The sequence below is a fragment of the Planococcus circulans genome, from assembly GCF_020023385.1.
Taxonomy (GTDB): Bacteria; Bacillota; Bacilli; order Bacillales_A; family Planococcaceae; genus Planococcus.
Genome location: NZ_JAIQCL010000012.1, coordinates 1 through 18568, shown reverse-complemented (window position 1 = coordinate 18568; position 18568 = coordinate 1). Strand labels below are relative to the sequence as shown.

General features: G+C 45.3%; 18 protein-coding genes. 14 read left to right on the top strand and 4 right to left on the bottom strand.

Annotated elements, in window-relative coordinates:
- Positions 1–178 precede the first annotated feature (178 nt).
- Positions 179–1159, bottom strand: coding sequence for a metal-dependent hydrolase (locus K8U60_RS16610; RefSeq protein WP_223642768.1), 981 nt, complete (start codon positions 1157–1159; stop codon positions 179–181).
- A gap of 149 nt (positions 1160–1308) precedes the next feature.
- On the opposite strand from K8U60_RS16610, the gene mutY reads away from it, so the two are divergent.
- From mutY to nikC, 9 genes are all read left to right on the top strand, one after another.
- Positions 1309–2358, top strand: coding sequence for an A/G-specific adenine glycosylase (mutY, locus tag K8U60_RS16605; protein WP_223642759.1), 1050 nt, complete (start codon positions 1309–1311; stop codon positions 2356–2358).
- Positions 2359–2360: 2 nt separating this feature from the next.
- The gene (gene fabL / locus K8U60_RS16600) at positions 2361–3107 is read left to right on the top strand and encodes an enoyl-[acyl-carrier-protein] reductase FabL (protein ID WP_223642757.1); all 747 of its coding nucleotides are present in this window, start codon (positions 2361–2363) and stop codon (positions 3105–3107) included.
- Between the two features lie 103 nt (positions 3108–3210).
- A complete protein-coding gene (gene ntdP / locus K8U60_RS16595) occupies positions 3211–3756 on the top strand; it encodes a nucleoside tri-diphosphate phosphatase (RefSeq protein WP_191716769.1) in 546 nt (181 codons plus the stop codon).
- A gap of 59 nt (positions 3757–3815) precedes the next feature.
- The gene (locus tag K8U60_RS16590) at positions 3816–5561 is read left to right on the top strand and encodes an ABC transporter ATP-binding protein (RefSeq protein ID WP_317851935.1); all 1746 of its coding nucleotides are present in this window, start codon (positions 3816–3818) and stop codon (positions 5559–5561) included.
- A gap of 155 nt (positions 5562–5716) precedes the next feature.
- Complete coding sequence (locus K8U60_RS16585) at positions 5717–6736, top strand: ABC transporter ATP-binding protein (RefSeq protein WP_223642755.1); 1020 nt, start codon at positions 5717–5719, stop codon at positions 6734–6736.
- Positions 6711–7694, top strand: coding sequence for an ABC transporter ATP-binding protein (locus K8U60_RS16580; RefSeq protein ID WP_223642752.1), 984 nt, complete (start codon positions 6711–6713; stop codon positions 7692–7694). The genes K8U60_RS16585 and K8U60_RS16580 overlap by 26 nt, the downstream gene beginning before the upstream one ends.
- Before the next feature lie 29 nt (positions 7695–7723).
- Positions 7724–9346, top strand: coding sequence for an ABC transporter substrate-binding protein (locus K8U60_RS16575; protein ID WP_223642750.1), 1623 nt, complete (start codon positions 7724–7726; stop codon positions 9344–9346).
- An 85-nt stretch (positions 9347–9431) separates the two neighbouring features.
- On the top strand, positions 9432–10436 hold the full coding sequence (locus tag K8U60_RS16570) for an ABC transporter permease (RefSeq protein ID WP_223642939.1): 1005 nt from the start codon (positions 9432–9434) through the stop codon (positions 10434–10436).
- Between the two features lie 53 nt (positions 10437–10489).
- Complete coding sequence (nikC, locus tag K8U60_RS16565) at positions 10490–11341, top strand: nickel transporter permease (RefSeq protein ID WP_223642938.1); 852 nt, start codon at positions 10490–10492, stop codon at positions 11339–11341.
- A 104-nt stretch (positions 11342–11445) separates the two neighbouring features.
- On the opposite strand, the gene K8U60_RS16560 is transcribed toward nikC, so the two are convergent.
- Positions 11446–12531: an FUSC family protein gene (locus tag K8U60_RS16560; protein WP_223642748.1), complete on the bottom strand. Its 1086-nt coding sequence runs from the start codon at positions 12529–12531 to the stop codon at positions 11446–11448.
- Between the two features lie 41 nt (positions 12532–12572).
- Positions 12573–13859, bottom strand: a complete 1287-nt coding sequence (locus tag K8U60_RS16555) for a glutamate-1-semialdehyde 2,1-aminomutase (protein WP_223642738.1) — start codon at positions 13857–13859, stop codon at positions 12573–12575.
- 124 nt (positions 13860–13983) lie between these two features.
- Here K8U60_RS16555 and bcp point away from each other — a divergent pair, with 124 nt between their 5' ends.
- The 4 genes from bcp (at position 13984) to perR (ending at position 16536) form a co-directional block, all read left to right on the top strand.
- Positions 13984–14460, top strand: a complete 477-nt coding sequence (gene bcp, locus K8U60_RS16550; protein ID WP_223642729.1) for a thioredoxin-dependent thiol peroxidase — start codon at positions 13984–13986, stop codon at positions 14458–14460.
- Positions 14461–14474: 14 nt separating this feature from the next.
- Positions 14475–15416, top strand: a complete 942-nt coding sequence (locus tag K8U60_RS16545) for a D-2-hydroxyacid dehydrogenase (protein ID WP_223642727.1) — start codon at positions 14475–14477, stop codon at positions 15414–15416.
- 2 nt (positions 15417–15418) lie between these two features.
- Entirely contained in the window at positions 15419–15970 is a 552-nt protein-coding gene (locus tag K8U60_RS16540; RefSeq protein ID WP_223642725.1) for a cob(I)yrinic acid a,c-diamide adenosyltransferase, read from the top strand.
- A gap of 122 nt (positions 15971–16092) precedes the next feature.
- On the top strand, positions 16093–16536 hold the full coding sequence (gene perR, locus K8U60_RS16535) for a peroxide-responsive transcriptional repressor PerR (protein WP_146559369.1): 444 nt from the start codon (positions 16093–16095) through the stop codon (positions 16534–16536).
- Between the two features lie 98 nt (positions 16537–16634).
- Here the strand turns inward: perR and K8U60_RS16530 are convergent, their stop codons facing one another.
- Positions 16635–16988: a YgzB family protein gene (locus K8U60_RS16530; protein WP_223642723.1), complete on the bottom strand. Its 354-nt coding sequence runs from the start codon at positions 16986–16988 to the stop codon at positions 16635–16637.
- A gap of 267 nt (positions 16989–17255) precedes the next feature.
- Between K8U60_RS16530 and K8U60_RS16525 the strand changes: the two genes are divergently transcribed.
- The gene (locus tag K8U60_RS16525; RefSeq protein WP_223642721.1) at positions 17256–18122 is read left to right on the top strand and encodes a nucleotidyltransferase-like protein; all 867 of its coding nucleotides are present in this window, start codon (positions 17256–17258) and stop codon (positions 18120–18122) included.
- Positions 18123–18568: the final 446 nt, after the last annotated feature.

Here is an 18568-nt window from a genome sequence, read left to right as displayed (position 1 = left end):
CAGCCAGATCGGCTTACATCCCGAAGAGCTAGGCACTGAACTAGACAGCTGAGTTGGCTTATGACTCTAGAATCTGGCTGCTGGAGTCTAGACAGTGAAGAAAAGCGGAAGCAGCCGTTTAGCCCATACACTCTCTTTAACTCCAATAAAAAAACGCGCACCCATAGGTGTGCGTTTTCTAGTTATGGCTGAAGTCTAATTTTTTCCTTAACTTGTCTTCGCTGAAAATCCATCCGGTATAAGAGTTGATGATTTTGCACTCCTTATCCAGATGGGCAACTGCAACGAATGGGTAATAGTCATTGCTGCGGTAGCGCAAGTCGATCAATCGAACTTCGAAGACATCTCCGTATTCGTTGATTTCCCAACGATACAGTGGAGAGAAGGAAATGAAGGCGGCAATATTTTTATCTTTCATAGCCGCCTGGATCAAATTGTTTTCAGGCATCTCTTTTTTCATGAATTTATCATAGATATTAATGGTGCGGCCATATGCACGTCCGACGTAATGGTGTCGATCTGTATCAGCAGCTACGCGCCAGTGGAAAAAGCGCATGGTTGGTGCCACAAAAACCTCAGTGGCTCCTGGGATTGTATTTCGGACAGCCTTTTTAATAGCCGACTGCACTGCAAATCTTGCGAGATAGTAGAAAAACATGGCAATATAGAGGATGCCGATCGTCAAAACGGGATCAGCACCAAATGCCCAAAGCATCAGGGCCAACACATGCGCACCGAAAATGATGGGGTCAAAAGTGTTGATAACGCCAAGAGCTACCCACCGGTTTGAAATCGGCCTGAGCGCTTGTGTGCCATATGAGTTAAAGATATCAACAAAAACGTGCATAAAAACGGCCAGGAATGACCAGAGCCATAAATGGAGCAGATTAGCTTCAGGAAAAATGAGAGATAATGCACCTGCTATCAATAGAGGCCAAAGCAACACTGCAGGAATGGAGTGGGTAGCGCCCCGGTGATGCCGAATATAGACGGCGTTGTCACGAAGCTTCAAAACAGTATCGACGTCCGGTGCCAAGGATCCAATAATGACACCAGATACTACAGCGGTCATGGTTGCGGGGTGGCTGACGACAGCCGGATCGGCCATTGCGAGGCCGCCAAGGGCAATGCCCATGACAATATGTGTTCCTGTATCCATTGCCTCATCCCCTTTCTATAAAAATGTTGATTGGTATGGGGAACAAAAAAGTTTTGTTAAGATAAACTTATTCCTTACTTTCTCATATACCCGAAAAAAGGCTGGAATAATCAAGCTGAACGGAGGCTAAATCCATTAAACTAGAGAAATTGCACTTTCAAAATGACCTGATCAATTGGTTTGCGGCGGAGAAAAGAGATTTGCCCTGGAGACGGACAGCAGACCCTTATCAAATCTGGATTTCAGAAATCATGCTGCAGCAAACACGTGTGGATACTGTCATTCCTTATTATAAACGCTTTATCGAGAAATTTCCCACTTTGGATGACCTGGCACAAGCCGATGAACAAATTCTGCTTAAACAATGGGAAGGATTGGGGTATTACTCCCGTGCACGCAACCTGCAGGCGGGCGTCAAAGAAGTGGCTGAAAATTACGGAGGCATCGTCCCGAGTAACCGCAAGGAAATCTCATCATTGAAAGGTGTTGGCCCTTATACAGCTGGGGCTATCCTAAGTATTGCCTACGGGGTTCCGGAGCATGCAGTGGATGGCAATGTCATGCGTGTATTGTCACGGATCCTGTTAATTGAAGAAGACATTGCTAAACCTAAAACGCGGAAAATCTTTGAAGAAGCAGTGACTGAAATCATCAGCCATGAAGATCCTTCTTCGTTCAATCAGGGCTTGATGGAGTTGGGAGCCTTGATTTGTACACCGACCTCACCGAAATGCCTGCTGTGCCCAGTTCGTGAGCATTGTGCCGCATTCCATGAAGGTAAACAGCATGATTTGCCAATTAAATCCAAAGCAAAAAAATCGAAATCGCTGCAATATGCAATGATAGCTCTTCGCCATCAAGATAAACTGTTGATGGAACAGCGTCCAGCCACGGGTCTGCTGGCGAACATGTGGCAGTTTCCGATGCTGGAAACTACAGCGGATATTCTGCCGCTTGAAATAGAAGAGCGGCTGTCGGAGAGTTTGAAAGGCGTTGTGGACAAAGTTGAAAAAATTACTTCTTTCAAACATGTCTTTTCTCATTTAACATGGAACGTGGATGGCTTTATTGCCGACAGTGAAAATATAGATGCCCCGGCCCATATGAAATGGGTGACGGCAGAAGAGCTGGATTTATTGCCGATCGCAGGACCGGTCCAAAAAATGAAAACAGCATTACAGCAAAGAGGAGATGTTTAACCATGGCAGAACAAAAAGTAGCGCTGGTGACAGGCAGCAGCAGAGGCCTCGGAAAAGCGATGGCGATCGCCCTTGCAGATCAAGGATACGATATCGTCGTCAATTACGCGCGCAGCAAAACCGCTGCACTCGATACCGTTAAGGAAATTGAAGCAAGAGGGCAAAAAGCCTTATTGGTCCGTGCAAATGTAGGAGATGTCGAGAAGCTTCGCGGCATGTTTGAGACCATCAAAGAAGAGTTTGGACGCCTGGATGTTTTCGTATCCAACGCAGCTTCCGGCGTTCTGCGCCCAATCATGGAACTGGAAGAATCGCATTGGGACTGGACAATGAACATCAATGCAAAAGCGATGTTGTTCGGCGCTCAGGAAGCGGCGAAATTGATGGATAAAGGCGGCAAAATCGTCGGCATCAGCTCACTCGGATCGATTCGTTATTTAGAAAATTATACGACGATAGGAGTTTCAAAAGCGGCGGTAGAGTCGATTACACGCTACCTAGCTGTAGAGCTGGCACCGCTTGGAATTGCCGTCAATACAGTATCCGGTGGAGCACTGGATACGGAGGCGTTGAAGCATTTCCCGAATCGTGAAGATCTATTGAATGATGCCCGTGTGAATACGCCGGCGGGTCGTATGGTTGAAATCGAGGATATGGTCAAAGCGGCATTATTCCTGATTTCCTCCGACTCGGATATGATCCGCGGACAGACGATTATCGTGGACGGCGGCCGTTCGGTCGTGATGTAATCCTTTGGTCCTTCCGCCTTATTGCTGTATGTTTTCAGAATTGATTGATATAATACTGAAATAGCAGATAAACAAAGGCTTAGACAAGAAGGTGGGATGCTACATGGCGATTCCTGCGGAGGGTGAAACTATCCAAATCCACAGTTATAAACACAACGGCCGAATCCACCGTGTCTGGCAGGAAACAACTGTACTGAAAGGTACGAATAATATTGTAATTGGTGCAAACGAACGGACGCTGGTGACAGAATCCGATGGCCGAACCTGGTTGACGCGCGAACCGTCAATCTGTTATTTTCACGCAGAGCATTGGTTCAACATCATCTGTATGCTCCGAGACGACGGTGTTTATTATTATTGCAATGTCAGTTCTCCATTCGTCTATAATAATGGCTCGTTGAAATACATCGATTATGACTTGGATGTAAAAGTGTTTCCAGACATGTCTTACACGCTGTTGGATGAAGACGAATATGAAGACCATAAGCGGCAAATGGGTTATCCGGAAGTGATTGATCAGATTCTTCACCGGAATGTGGAAAAATTGATCAGCTGGATTAAACAGCGCCGAGGACCGTTTGCCCAGGACTTTATCGAAGTATGGACGAACCGCTATGAATTTCATAGACTAAACCGGATTCGTGATTAAAATGAAAACCTGTTGCCAGCCAACAGGTTTTTCGTTTTGAATAGAATGGAGTGAAAGTTTTGAGCAGTATGAAACGCTATATGCAGTTTGTCAAACCGTATTATTGGCAGATTGCGTTGACGATTGTCATCGGGATATTCAAATTCGCGATTCCGCTTTTTATCCCGTTGCTGATCAAAATCGTCATTGATGATATTATCGGGGCGGATGCATTGTCGAATGCAGAAAAGCTGGAGCAGCTGTACTTATGGCTTGGAGGAACGGCGATCGTATTTTTCTTACTGCGCCCACCGATTGAATATTACCGCCAGTATTACGCACAGTATGTCAGCAATAAAATCCTTTATGATATCCGTGGTTTTCTATATGGCCATCTCCAGCGTTTAAGTTTGCGCTATTACGCTAATACACGTGCGGGTGAAATCATCTCGCGAATCATTAATGACGTTGAGCAGACCAAAAACTTTGTGATGATCGGCTTGATGAACGTTTGGCTCGATTTGGCGACGATAGTCATCGCCATCATCATCATGCTGACAATGGATGTTTCATTGACCATTGTCGCGTTGCTGGCATTCCCGTTCTACGCCTTCAGCGTCAAATACTTCTTTGGCAGGTTGCGCGACCTGACGCGTGAACGCTCACAAGCTTTGGCCAATGTCCAGAGTTACCTGCACGAGCGGGTGCAGGGGATGAGCATCATCAAAAGTTTTGCGTTGGAAAAACATGAACAGAAAATTTTCAACGATACCAATGATCAATTTCTGGAAAAGGCGATCGACCATACCAAATGGAACGCCAAAGCGTTTGCGGTAGTGAACACCATCACGGATGTCGCACCGCTGCTGGTGATCGGGTATGCCGGTTACCAGGTCATCCAGGGGAACTTGACGCTTGGTACGATGGTGGCGTTTATCGCCTATATCGAACGCCTTTACAATCCACTGCGCCGATTGGTCAATTCTTCGACGACCTTGGTGCAGTCACTGGCATCCATGGACCGGGTGTTCGAGTTGATTGATGAGGATTACGATGTCACGGACAAAGAAAAAGCGCATGACTTGAAAGTTGTCGACGGCAAACTGGAATTCCGCGATGTCGGTTTCCATTACAATGATGGCGGAACGGAAGTGTTGACGGATCTGAACTTCACAGTGAAACCTGGAGAGACTGTCGCTTTTGTCGGGATGAGCGGTGGCGGGAAATCGACCATCATCTCGCTGATTCCTCGTTTTTATGACGTTACCAGCGGTGGCATCTACATGGACGATCACGACCTGCGTGATGTGACGACCCATACGTTGCGTGACCAGATCGGCTTGGTGCTGCAGGATTCGATTCTCTTCAGTGATTCTGTAAAAGCGAATATCCTGATGGGGAAACCGGATGCAACAGATGAGGAAGTGATTGCGGCTGCCAAAGCTGCAAATGCTGATGAATTCATTACTCAACTACCGGAAGGCTATGATACGAAAGTCGGGGAACGCGGAGTGAAATTATCGGGAGGACAAAAACAGCGTGTAGCGATTGCGCGGGTGTTCTTGAAGAATCCGCCGATTCTTATATTGGACGAAGCGACTTCTGCTCTTGATCTTGAAAGCGAAGCACTGATCCAGGATTCACTGGAACGTCTGGCCCATGATCGCACGACTCTCATTGTGGCGCATCGCCTTTCCACCATCACCCACGCAGACCAGATTCTTGTCATTGACCACGGCAAACTCGCTGAAAGTGGAACACACAATGAATTGATGGAGCAACAAGGTGTGTATTATAACTTGTTCCAAGTACAACATTTTAACTGATTATAGTAAGGGCCTCCAAAATTTTGGAGGCTCTTTTTATGGTTACAGAACTTCCAGCAAATTCAAAAAGAGATATTGCATTAATAATAATATTACGTATAATTAAAAGAAGGAGAATAGTCTGAATCATTTTTTTGTGCAAAAGGGGGAGCATCATGAATGAACGCAAAACCATCTTAGACGTTAAAGGTTTGAAAACATCCTTTTTCACAGATGATGGAGAGATACCAGCAGTAGATAATGTAAATTTTCACATACGGGAAGGTGAAGTACTGGGCATCGTCGGTGAATCCGGATGCGGTAAAAGTGTCACTTCCCTATCTATAATGGGATTGGTTCCCAGCCCTCCAGGGAAAATTACCGGAGGCGAAATTTTATTTCAGGATAAAGATTTAACCAAGCTATCCGAAAAAGAAATGAGAGGAATCAGAGGCAACGATATTGCGATGATCTTCCAGGAACCGATGACTTCGTTGAATCCACTTTTTACAATCGGCGATCAGCTTCGCGAAGCAATTAAGATACACAAACGGGATTGGTCGAAAAAACAGATTCAGGAACGCGCCATCGAAATGATGAAACTGGTGGGCTTACCACGTCCAGAGGGTCTCATGAAGGAGTATCCGCATCAACTGTCAGGCGGAATGCGCCAACGCGTCATGATTGCCATGGCACTGTTGTGCGATCCCAAAGTATTGATTGCCGACGAACCTACGACAGCCTTGGATGTAACCATCCAGGCCCAGATTTTAAAGCTGATTAAAAATCTTAACGAGCGTTTGAATACAGCCGTTCTGCTGATCACCCACGATTTAGGTGTGGTAGCTGAAACCTGCGAACGTGTAGTTGTCATGTATGCAGGAAAAGTGGTCGAAGAAGGGCCGGTCCATACGATTTTCAATGATCCGCAGCATCCTTATACAAGGGGGCTGCTGGAATCGGTTCCGGATATGCGCTTTAAAAAAGAGCGTCTGTACTCGATTCCCGGAAACGTTCCAAAACCGGGGACGATCAAAACCGGCTGTAAATTTGCAGAGCGTTGTGAATTTGCTTTCGGCCGCTGCATAGAGGAAAACCCGGAACTGTACCAAACTGCGGACAATCATCAAACCCGCTGTTTCCTATTTGATCCGAAGGAGGTACAGTCTCATGACAGAACCGTTATTAAAAGTTGAAGGGCTGAAAAAGTATTTCCCCATTAAGTCCGGAATTTTGGGCAGAGTCAGCAATCATGTCAAGGCGGTGGATGACGTATCGTTTACTGTCCAAGAAGGCGAGACTTTAGGGATCGTCGGCGAATCGGGCTGTGGAAAATCCACGACAGGGCGCATGTTGATGCGCCTTCTGGAACCGACGGAAGGCACCGTCACATTTGACGGCCAGGAATTGACCAGTCTGTCGAGTAACGATATGCGAAAAGCGCGCCGTGATATTCAGATGGTCTTTCAGGATCCATATGCGTCATTGAATCCACGCCACACGATCGAAAAGATTTTAATGGAACCGCTTAATGTCCATGATATAGGCGATCCGAAAGAGCGTAAAAAGAAAGTGCATGAGTTTCTGGAGATTGTCGGATTGAGCAGTTACCATGCGAAGCGCTATCCACATCAATTCAGCGGCGGCCAAAGGCAACGCATCGGCATTGCACGTGCATTGATGACAAACCCGAAATTGATTATCGCAGATGAACCCGTCTCAGCGCTTGATGTTTCGATTCAGGCACAGGTATTGAATCTGATGCAGGATCTTCAAAAAGAGCTGAAGCTGACTTATATTTTCATTGCCCATGATTTAGGGGTGGTTCGCCATATCAGCGACCGCGTGGGAGTTATGTATCTCGGACAAATGGCGGAACTTGCCGACACTGAAGATTTGTATGAAAAACCGCTGCATCCGTATACGCAGGCATTATTGGCTGCTGTCCCGGTGCCGGACCCGGAATTTGTACGGGAAGAAGTCACTATTACTGGAGATGTTCCAAGCCCGGCGAATCCTCCGAGCGGCTGCAGGTTCCATACACGCTGTCCTTTCAAAATGGACATATGTTCGAAAGCCGTACCGATTTTTGCGGAGGTTGAGAAAGGTCATTCTGTTGCCTGCCATCTTTACGAAGAGTCCAGGCCGCAATGATAATAAATAGAAAAAACGGAGGGGTTAATTTGGGAAAGAAAAAGTTTTTAACGTGGGCATTTCTGCTGCTTTTATTAGTGTCGACAGCTCTTTATGGCTGTAGTTCTGATAATGCGTCAGAAGGCGGCGAAGGCGAAGGTGGAAACGAAGGGGAATCCACTGAAGAGAAAACATTGATCTTTGGGCGCGGAGGCGACTCGGTTTCTCTTGATCCAATTACAGTCACGGATGGTGAATCTTTTAAAGTAACGAAAAACATTTTTGATACGTTAGTAAACTTTGGTGAACAGGATACAGAAATTGAATCAGCATTAGCTACCGAATGGACAGCTTCTGAAGATGGCTTGACGTATACCTTCACATTGGAAGAAGGCGTCAAGTTCCATGATGATACTGATTTTAATGCAGAAGCAGTCGTTAAGAACTTTGAACGTTGGGCAGCCGGTGACGGAGAGCAATTCCCTTATTATGGTTCTATGTTCGGTGGATATGGCGATGAAGAAGGACATGTTATCGAATCTGTTGAAGCGACAGGCGATTACGAAGTGGTCTTCACATTGAAGCGTCCGCAGGCTCCATTCCTTAAAAACCTGGCTATGAGCCCATTTGCAATTGCCTCACCAACTGCATTTGAATCTGCTGGCGACGCTTTTGGCGACAACCCGGTTGGAACAGGACCATTTAAATTTGTTGAATGGAAACGCAACGATACGATTACAATTGAGAAGTTCGATGATTATTGGGTGGAAGACGAGCCAAAATTGGATCAAGTGGTATTCCGCGCGATTCCAGATAACTCAGCTCGTTTGAACGCTTTGTTATCAGGTGAAATTGACTTGGCAGACGGCATCACGCCTTCTGACGGTGCGACAATCGAAGCAGATGAAAATCTTCAATTGTTTGAACGTCCGTCTATGAACGTCGGCTACCTTGGTATGACAGTTACCCGTGAACCATTTGACGATCCAAAAGTACGTCAGGCAGTAAACCACGCTATTGATAAACAGGCGCTTGTAGATGCGTTTTTCGAAGGGCGTGCTGAAGTAGCGAAAAACCCGATTCCGCCGGTAATCAGTGGATATAACGACAGCATCGAGGGGTATGATTATAACCCAGAACGTGCGAAAGAGTTGCTAGCTGAAGCTGGTCTTGAAGACGGCTTTGAAATGGAACTTTATGCAATGCCGGTTCCACGTCCGTATATGCCGGACGGCCAAAAAGTAGCAGAAGCCATTCAAAAGAACTTGGCTGATGTCGGCGTAACTGCTGAAATCGTGTCATTTGAATGGGCAACTTATCTTGAAAAAGCTGCAAACGGAGAAGCCGATGCATTCCTACTTGGATGGACAGGCGATAACGGCGATGCCGATAACTTCCTTTATGCTTTGCTTGATCAGGACAATGTTGGGACAAATAACTACACGTATTACGAAAATCAGGAATTGCACGATATCCTGATCCAAGCACAATCAGAAGTTGAAGAAGAAGTAAGAAACGACTTGTACATGCAGGCTCAGGAAATCATCCATGAAGATGCTCCTTGGGTACCGCTTGCACACTCTACACCGCTTTTGGCTGGTGGAAATAATGTAATCAATTTCAAAGCACATCCAACAGGTTCTGACAAATTGGCTTCAGTAGATTTAGAGTAGGCAATTCATGGGGAGGAAGTCGGATGATTTCCTCCCTTTTTTTCTTCCAGTTATACATATTGCAAGAGATGGAGAGGTGAAGAAGATGCTTCACTATATCGGAAGGCGGCTTCTACAGTTAATCCCGGTTTTACTCGGTATGACATTTATCGTATTTATGATCATCCGCGCGATTCCCGGTGATCCTGCACAAGTCATCCTTGGTCAACAAGCATCCGAAGAAGCGATAAAAGCATTACGAACAAATCTGGGGTTGGATAATCCCTGGTACATCCAGTACTTTGATTATTTGAAAGGGCTGGTGACAGGAGATCTGGGAGAGTCCCTTCGTACGAGAACTCCAGTAGTGGATGAAGTATGGCCATATCTGGCTGCAACAATCGAACTTTCTTTATTTGCAATCATTATTGCAGTAGTCATCGGAATCAACGCCGGCATCATTTCAGCCTGGTTCCAAAATTCATGGTTTGATTACTTGGCTATGATCATCGCATTGATTGGGGTATCAATGCCGATCTTCTGGTTGGGCTTAATGAACCAATGGATTTTCTCGATTGAATTGGGGATCCTCCCGACAACCGGACGTGAAAATGTCCGGGATCCGGTCGATGTCATTACCGGATTCTATGTCATCGATACATTGGTTGCAGGCGATTTCAACCAACTGTCGACAGTTCTGAGGCACTTGGTACTGCCGGGGACAGCTCTAGCGACCATACCGATGGCGATTATTGCCAGAATGACACGTTCAAGCATGCTGGAAGTCATGCGTTCGGATTATGTCAGAACAGCTCGATCTAAAGGCTTGTCGATGTTTTGGGTGGTTTACAAACACGCCCTTAAAAACGCGATCATTCCAGTATTGACGATTATCGGTCTCCAGATGGGGCTGCTTCTTGGCGGCGCTATTTTGACAGAAACCATTTTCGGTTGGCCTGGAATTGGACGTTATATCTATGAAGCGATTGGTTTCCGTGATTATCCGGTCATTCAATCCGGAATTCTGATTGTCGCGTTTATTTTTGTCATGATCAATCTGTTTGTCGATCTGCTCTACGGCTTGGTCGATCCACGCATCAAATATGACTAGGAAGGAGGAGACGTACATTGGCTGAAACAGCAATCAAACAAGATCAAGCGGAAATGCAGAAAGTCGCCGGTCCCTGGAAAGAGGCTTGGCGCGGTTTCCGAAAAAGCAAAGTAGCGGTAGTCGGAATGGGAATCGTCATTTTCTTTGTTCTGCTGGCGATTTTCGGTCCACTCATTACACCGCAGGGCATCAATGAACAAAATCTGTCTCAACGGCTTATGCCTCCTTCTTCCTCACATTGGATGGGAACGGACGATTTTGGCCGGGATATCCTGTCGCGGGTTGTATACGGTGCCCGCATTTCGTTATGGGTCGGCTTTTTAGCAGTTATCGGATCAGTGGTAGTCGGTAGTATTTTAGGGATTTTAGCCGGATATTACGGTCGCTGGGTGGATACCATCATCTCGCGTATCTTTGATATCATGCTGGCATTCCCGAGTATTTTACTGGCGATTGCGGTTGTATCGGTTCTTGGGCCATCATTACGTAATGCGCTCATTGCCATTGCGATCATCAACGTTCCGAACTTTGGGCGTTTGATCCGTTCGAAAGTGTTAAGCATTAAAGAAGACGAATATATCATGTCGGCTAAAGCAATCGGCATGAAGGATAACCGGATTCTGGTATCGCATATTTTGCCGAATTCCATGGCGCCGGTCATTGTTCAAGGAACACTTGCTATTGCGACGGCCATCATCGAAGCTGCAGCTCTCGGATTCCTTGGCTTAGGAGCTCAAGCTCCGTCTCCGGAATGGGGCAAGATGCTGGCAGACTCGCGTTCGTATTTGACGAATGCACCTTGGACCATGATTTTCCCAGGCGTTGCCATCATGCTGACAGTTCTCGGGTTTAACCTGATGGGCGATGGTTTGCGCGATGCCTTGGATCCGCGGATGAAGTCGTAGGAAAAGCGAAAACGCCTTGAAATCTGGACATTAAATAAAAAGGTGAAAACTTATAAATTCTTAAGGTCAAAAAACGTGCAGGGCAATTTGCCCCGCACGTTTTTTTATATGGCATTCTCCAGATCATTGTCTACTTCTTCTGAGTGGTAATTCAAGTAAGCGATGATGAGTAAATCCAAATGTTCCAGTTGTTCTTCATAATCAAGGATTGCCGAAAGCACATGCATTAAATGATAGACCGAAAATTCATCCTCATTCTCTTCATGAGCTAAATTTATTTCTTTTACAAAAATTGTCATTACTTCATTGCGTTTCATGATGGCATCTGCTCCAGAACCTTCACTATGTTCCGGCCGCATTTTGCCGACATACTTCATATACAACTGCTCGTGGTAGCTGGCCAAACTTTCCAATCGCTCCTGGACCATCATGTGGAAATGTTCCGGTAGTTCCATCAACTCGTTTTCAAATCGGTTCAGTCGCTTCAAAACTTCAAGGCTTTTCTTGGAAGTCGCGATCATCTGGCGGTATAGCACCAATTTCCGCGCTTTTACATACTGTTGTTTTTTAGTGTAGCTGCGCTCTTCTTTGTAAAATGAGTACCATTGATCCACTTTTATCAGCTTTTCCGTCAATTTATCGATGTCTTCTTTGACCGATGCATGATCGGACGCATGACGAATAGAGACGCGGATCCAGCGAATCACTTCTTCGCTGACCTCATGGATTGAAGTGAACAGACGCGTTTCGTATTTGGGTGGAAGGAAAATCATGTTTACAGCAAACGCTGATAAAATCCCAAGCATGACTGTACTGATTCTCAAGGAAGCAAAGGTCAGGAAGTCAGCGGAATGGGAATCCATGATGATGATAATGGTGACCAAAGTCAACGGGACAGTATTTTCCAGCTTTAGTTTCAGCATCACCACAATGGCCAAAATGGCTGCTGTACCGATCGTTAAATAGTTGCTTCCAAGTGTCAAAACAAAAATAATGGCAATGGCTGCACCAATCAGGTTTCCGTATATCTGATCAAGCAAGGTCAGATAGGATCGATAAATAGACGGCTGGATAGCGAAAATCGCTGCGACACCTGCAAATACAGGGGAAGGCAATTCCAGTAAGTTGGCCAGGAACAAGGCCATAGAAATGGCCACGCCAGTTTTTAATATACGTGCACCTAACTTCATTTACTTAAGGACTCCTTCCCATACATATAGTTTTATACTAATTATAACTGTTTAAATGCTTGGCGTACGGCTTGAATAGAAACTTCCACATCTTCTTCAGTATGCTCAGTTGTTAAAAACCATGCTTCATATTTTGAAGGGGCAAGATTAATGCCCTGTTCCAGCATCAGTTTAAAGAAACGGCCGAAAATTTCACCGTCAGTTGCTTCAGCCTGTTCGTAGTTTTCGACTTTTACATCGGTAAAATAGATGGTTAAAGCACCTTTTAAGCGATTGACAGTGATGGTCACGCCAAATTCTTTGGCGGCAGCTAAAATCCCTTTTTCAAGTTGTGCACCTAATTTATCCATTTTCTCGTAAACACCATCTTCACGAAGCACTTCCAGACAAGCGATTCCAGCTTGTATAGAAGCTGGGTTTCCAGCCATCGTGCCAGCTTGATAGGCTGGCCCTAAAGGAGCCACAGTTTCCATAATCTCTTTTTTTCCGCCATATGCACCAATCGGCAATCCTCCGCCGATAATCTTTCCAAGCGCTGTAAGGTCCGGCACTAATCCAAGCATATCCTGTGCGCCGCCGTAATGGAAACGGAATGCGGTAATTACTTCGTCATAGACAATCAAAGCACCTTTTTCGCGGGCGATGCGATGAACTTCCTGTAGGTAACCTTCATGTGGTTCGACGATTCCAAAATTGCCGACGATTGGTTCGACCAGGATGCAGGCAATTTCTTCGCCCCAACGATCCATCGCTTCTGCAAATGCCTGCGGATCATTAAATGGGATGGTGATCACTTCTTCGGCGATGGATTTTGGCACGCCTGCTGAATCGGGGGTACCGAGTGTTGCAGGGCCGGAACCCGCAGCAACCAGAACCAAATCGGAATGGCCATGATAGCAACCCGCAAACTTCATGATTTTAGTACGTCCGGTATAAGCGCGCGAAACACGGATCGTCGTCATGACCGCTTCTGTCCCACTATTGACGAAACGGACTCTGTCCATGTTCGGCATCGCTTCCTTCAACATTTTGGCGAATGTGATTTCGTGGCGGGTCGGAGTCCCGTAAAGAAGGCCGGTTTCCGCTGCGTGCGTAATCGCCTGCGTGATGTGTGGGTGTGCATGGCCAGTGATGATGGGGCCGTATGCAGCGAGATAGTCTATGTATTTATTGCCGTCGACGTCCCAAAAGTAAGCGCCTTGGCCACGCTCCATGGCGATTGGAGATCCTCCGCCTACCGCTTTAAAAGATCTGGATGGACTGTTGACGCCGCCCACAATATGTTCTAACGCTTCTTGGTGAAGCTTTTCTGAAGTTGAATGATCCATTGAATGAATGCCTCCTATTGATTAATCTATTCCTTATTGTAGACAAATTTACCGTTGAACGCCAAAGAAATTGAAACTGAAGCTGTGGTTCGGTACGATAGAGAGAAGAAAAGGAGTGATGGAGATGGCTGCATTGGAAGGTACACAAGCACCTGAATTTTCATTGAAGAACGAAGCGGGGGAAACGGTTTCCTTGAAAGATTTTGCCGGCAGTAAATATGTGGTCCTTTATTTCTATCCGAAAGACATGACTCCGGGCTGCACGACTCAAGCCTGTGATTTCCGCGATGCCGAAGCTGACTTCTCTGCACTCAACGCAGTGATTTTGGGTGTCAGCGCTGATTCGGAAGACCAGCACAATAAATTCATCGAAAAACATGGCTTGCCGTTTTCGCTTTTGGTGGACGAAAACCATCAGGTATCCGAAGACTATGGTGTCTGGGTGGAGAAGAATGTATACGGCAAAAAATCCATGGGCATTGAACGCGCAACGTATCTGATCGATCCAACTGGGACAGTCGTAAAAGAATGGCGCAAAGTGAAAGTTCCAAACCACATCCAGGACGTTCTGGAAACCTTGAAGACAATCAGCAATCAGTAAGAAAGGAGACATTCATGGAAATCCTGTTTACATTCATTCCAAAAGAAGATCAACAGCAGAGGTTAAGTACCGAGTTCCCGGAAGTCGATTTCCATTTCCTTTATAAAGACAAGACACGTTTGCCGTCTGCTGACATCATTGTCACATATGGAGAAGATCTCATGGCGGAAGATATTGCAGCTGCTCAAAATGTGCAGTGGATCATGGTTGCCAGTGCCGGCATCGAAAAGCTTCCGCATCAAGCCATCGCAGAGCGGGGCATTACTGTATCCAATGTTAAAGGCATCCATAAGATACCGATGGCAGAATCGGCTTTGGCCCATCTTTTATCGTTAAAGCGCTCACTTCCGTTAATTTATGAAAACCAGCGCAATCAGGAGTGGAATAGAAGGACCCGGTCATCAGAGCTGCATAACTCTACCGCGCTGATTTTGGGACCAGGCGCCATCGGTTCAGAGATCGGCCGATTGCTGCAGGCTTTCGGTGTCAAAACAATCGGCTGCAACCGCTCTGGAACACAGGCTCTCTACATGGAGGAAATGGTCTCTTTCGAAAACATTCTTGAAAAACTTCCAGATGCAGATTACGTCATTTCAATTTTGCCAAGTACACAAGAAACCAACTATCTATTGAAGAGAGCGCATTTTCAGGCAATGAAAAAGACCGCGATTTTTATGAACCTTGGGAGAGGGGACCTCGTTTCGGATGAGGTGCTGCTTGAAGCATTGCAAAACGAAGAAATTGCTTTTGCTGTTCTGGATGTTTTTGAAGAGGAACCGCTTCCAAAGGACCATCCTTACTGGTCAATGAATAATGTTATTGTGTCACCTCATGTATCCAGCCATTCTGGGAAGTATGTGGAGCGCGCGTTAGATGTCTTTATTCCCAATCTTAAGAAATGGCTGGCTGATCAAACTGTCCCGGCAAATCTGGTTAATATGGAAAAGGGGTATTAAGCATGAAGATTTACACGAAAACAGGCGATAAAGGCACTACTTCACTTGTCTACGGGACGCGGGTCGCCAAAAACGATGCAGTGGTTGAAGCTTATGGAACATGCGACGAAGCGAATTCATTGATCGGTCTGGCAGTGGGACATATGAATGCGGAGTTTTTTGAAGAAAAAGATGCCCTTTGTGAAGCGTTCCACGAAATTCAGACGACTTTGTTCCACGTAGGAGCTGAACTGGCTACTCCGAAAGGCAAAGAAGTAAAATGGAAATTGACGGAAGAAGATGTCTTTAAGCTGGAGCAATGGATCGATCAGTACGATGTTGAAGTCCCGCCACTCAAAAACTTCATTTTGCCAGGAGGGCACCCTTCGGGAGCGGCTCTACACGTGGCCCGTACCGTTGTCAGACGAGCTGAGCGGACAACGTTGTCGATCGGTGAAGACGTGCCGCCGAATGTTTTGGCTTATTTGAATCGCTTGTCAGACTTTTTATTCGTCGCAGCGCGTTTAGTCAATCAGCGCCTTGGACGGAGAGAGAAAGGGCTGCACGAGAAATGAAAATGGATTGCGCGTGGCAAACGGCGGTAATATAGTGATTTCTTGACATTCCCCACTCTGATTAGGTACACTGTTTATAACGATTACAATGTAAGAATATCTATGAAGTGAGGTGCACGGCGATGTCTGAAGTACAACTAAAAGACGCGCTTGATGCTTTGAAGTCAACAGGTGTAAGAATCACACCCCAGCGCCACGCGATTTTGGAGTATATGATTCATTCAACAACGCACCCAACAGCGGATGACATTTATCGCGCGCTTGAAAAAACGTTTCCTAATATGAGTGTTGCAACTGTTTATAATAATTTACGGGTGTTCAGAAAAGCGGGGCTGGTAAAAGAATTGACTTACGGAGATTCTTCAAGCCGATTCGATTTTGTCACACATGACCATTACCATATTATCTGTAACGACTGTGGAAAAATCGTTGATTTCCATTATCCAGGACTTGATGAAGTAGAACACTTAGCTTCCCACGTCACTGGCTTCCAAGTGGATTATCATCGCCTTGAAATTTATGGAACATGCCAAGTATGCTCAGGCAAAACGGCAAAAGCCCAGTAAAGGTTCAAGACGGAAGAAGCCTACTGCGCAAAACGGTAGGCTTCTTTTTTTCACAGCATAAAAAAACATCCAGCGAAATTCTCATTCGCTGGATGTTTTTATTGTTGTGAGCTTTTCTTATTGTAGTCCTGATTAAACTCTTTTCCTTCAAGAGAAGGGTCCATTGTCAATGGCTCGTTGCAGTGCATGCAGATATCAACACGGCCCAACATTTTTGTATGTTTTCCGCAATTAGGACATTCGACCGGAACGGTTTTCATGGAAAGCAATCCGATCCAGGCGTAGACAGCTGTACTACCAATAATCGCCACGACGCCCAGCAGCATGAAAATCACCATTACAACAGGATGATTTCTGAAATAAATGCCGACGTACATAATGACGATTCCGATGAAGATCAACGCTAACGCAAACGTCCGAATGCGATTGATTTTATTTTTATAAGGTTTCATGATTTATTTCCTCCTTGCATCCATCATACTATATCATAAATGCCCTTAAAAAGTGATATCGATTTTCAAATGAAGGAATCCGCAATAAATATGTCGAAATAAAGAAAAGCAGAAGCAAATGAGTTTGGATGCTACGTACGAGACAGAGAGAACGGGAAGACCCGATAAGACCATAGGGACAATGTAAAAAACGCTGCAGTTCATTACTAGCCAACTCTGTTCAACTTCAGAATGGAATAGGTTAGAGACAGCAAGGAGTGAAAGTTGATGGAACAAATCCTACGACCTATTTATCAGGAACGCGCCAGCCAGGAAAGTACGCTGGGAGTGATTCTAGTGGAAAAAAGAGAAAAGGTCAGCCAAATTACAGACACCTTTGATTCGATTCTATTGATTGTCACCAAGGAAAACGAGACTCCGGTGTTTACGAAGCATTACACCTATTTGGATAAAAAGGCTGCGATGCATATCGTTACCGAAAAGCAATTACATAAATGGCTCCTGCTTGGCACAAACCGGAAGATCGTTGATTGGCTCTTCTATGGCCGTGTGATCTATGATCGCAATGAATTCATGGAGAAGTTAAAAACAGAACTGAAAGATTATCCATTCTATGGCCGCAAAATCAAAATGGGTATGGAGTTTGCCAAACTGATTCGCCGTTATATGGAAGGGAAGGTATTCTTTGAAGAAAAGAACTACATGGATGCGTATCACCATATGGTGGAATCGTTGCATCATTTGGCACGACTTGCAGTGCTTGAGAATGGGCTGCCGCCTGAGGTCACTGTCTGGTCACAGGTGAAACAAATGGAGCCGGCTATCTATAAGCTATATGAAGAATTGATTTCCAGCGATGAGCCGATCGACAAACGGTTGGAATTGTTGTTTCTGGCCAGTGAATTCTACATTCATTCACGAACACAAGACGGAGCTCTTCATATAACAGAGGTTATGGAGAAACAAAGAAGCTGGACGATTCAGGAATTGCATGAGCAGGAAGAATTAAAAAATTACTCTTCCAACCTCGAAGTGTTCATCGAATACCTCGTGGATAAGGAACTGATTTTTATCAACGGAGTTACGACGAAGAGCGAAGGAATCTTCCACAGATACTATTATGTAAAGAACTGATTTGGTATAGGATGTAGCATGTTGTTTCTGTAAGGAAAACATGCTTCGCTGATGAGGGGATTAGTAGTTAGCTTTCAAGCATGAAGAAAGCTTGTCTTGCAGTAGGAAGTTCTTAGTCTACCGTAAACTAGGGATGGTCATCGGGAATCCGGTTCTCCGGAGTTTCGGTGACTGCTTTTCTTTTAGGGAATTCGTTCAGAAAGTAAGGGATGAATAATGATTTAAGAGTAAGTTACTCAATGAATTAAAGTTTTATTAACTTTTTTCTCTTTAATCATTGACATACTTGAATGGAATGTATTATGATAATACACGTCGCTAAGGGAAATTAAGTTTTTTACAATAATAAAAAAGCTTGACTCTTCCAACGAACGATGTTAAATTAGAGAAGTTGCTTTTACAGGGCGAAACAAACTTGAACCTTGAAAACTGAACAGCAAAACGTC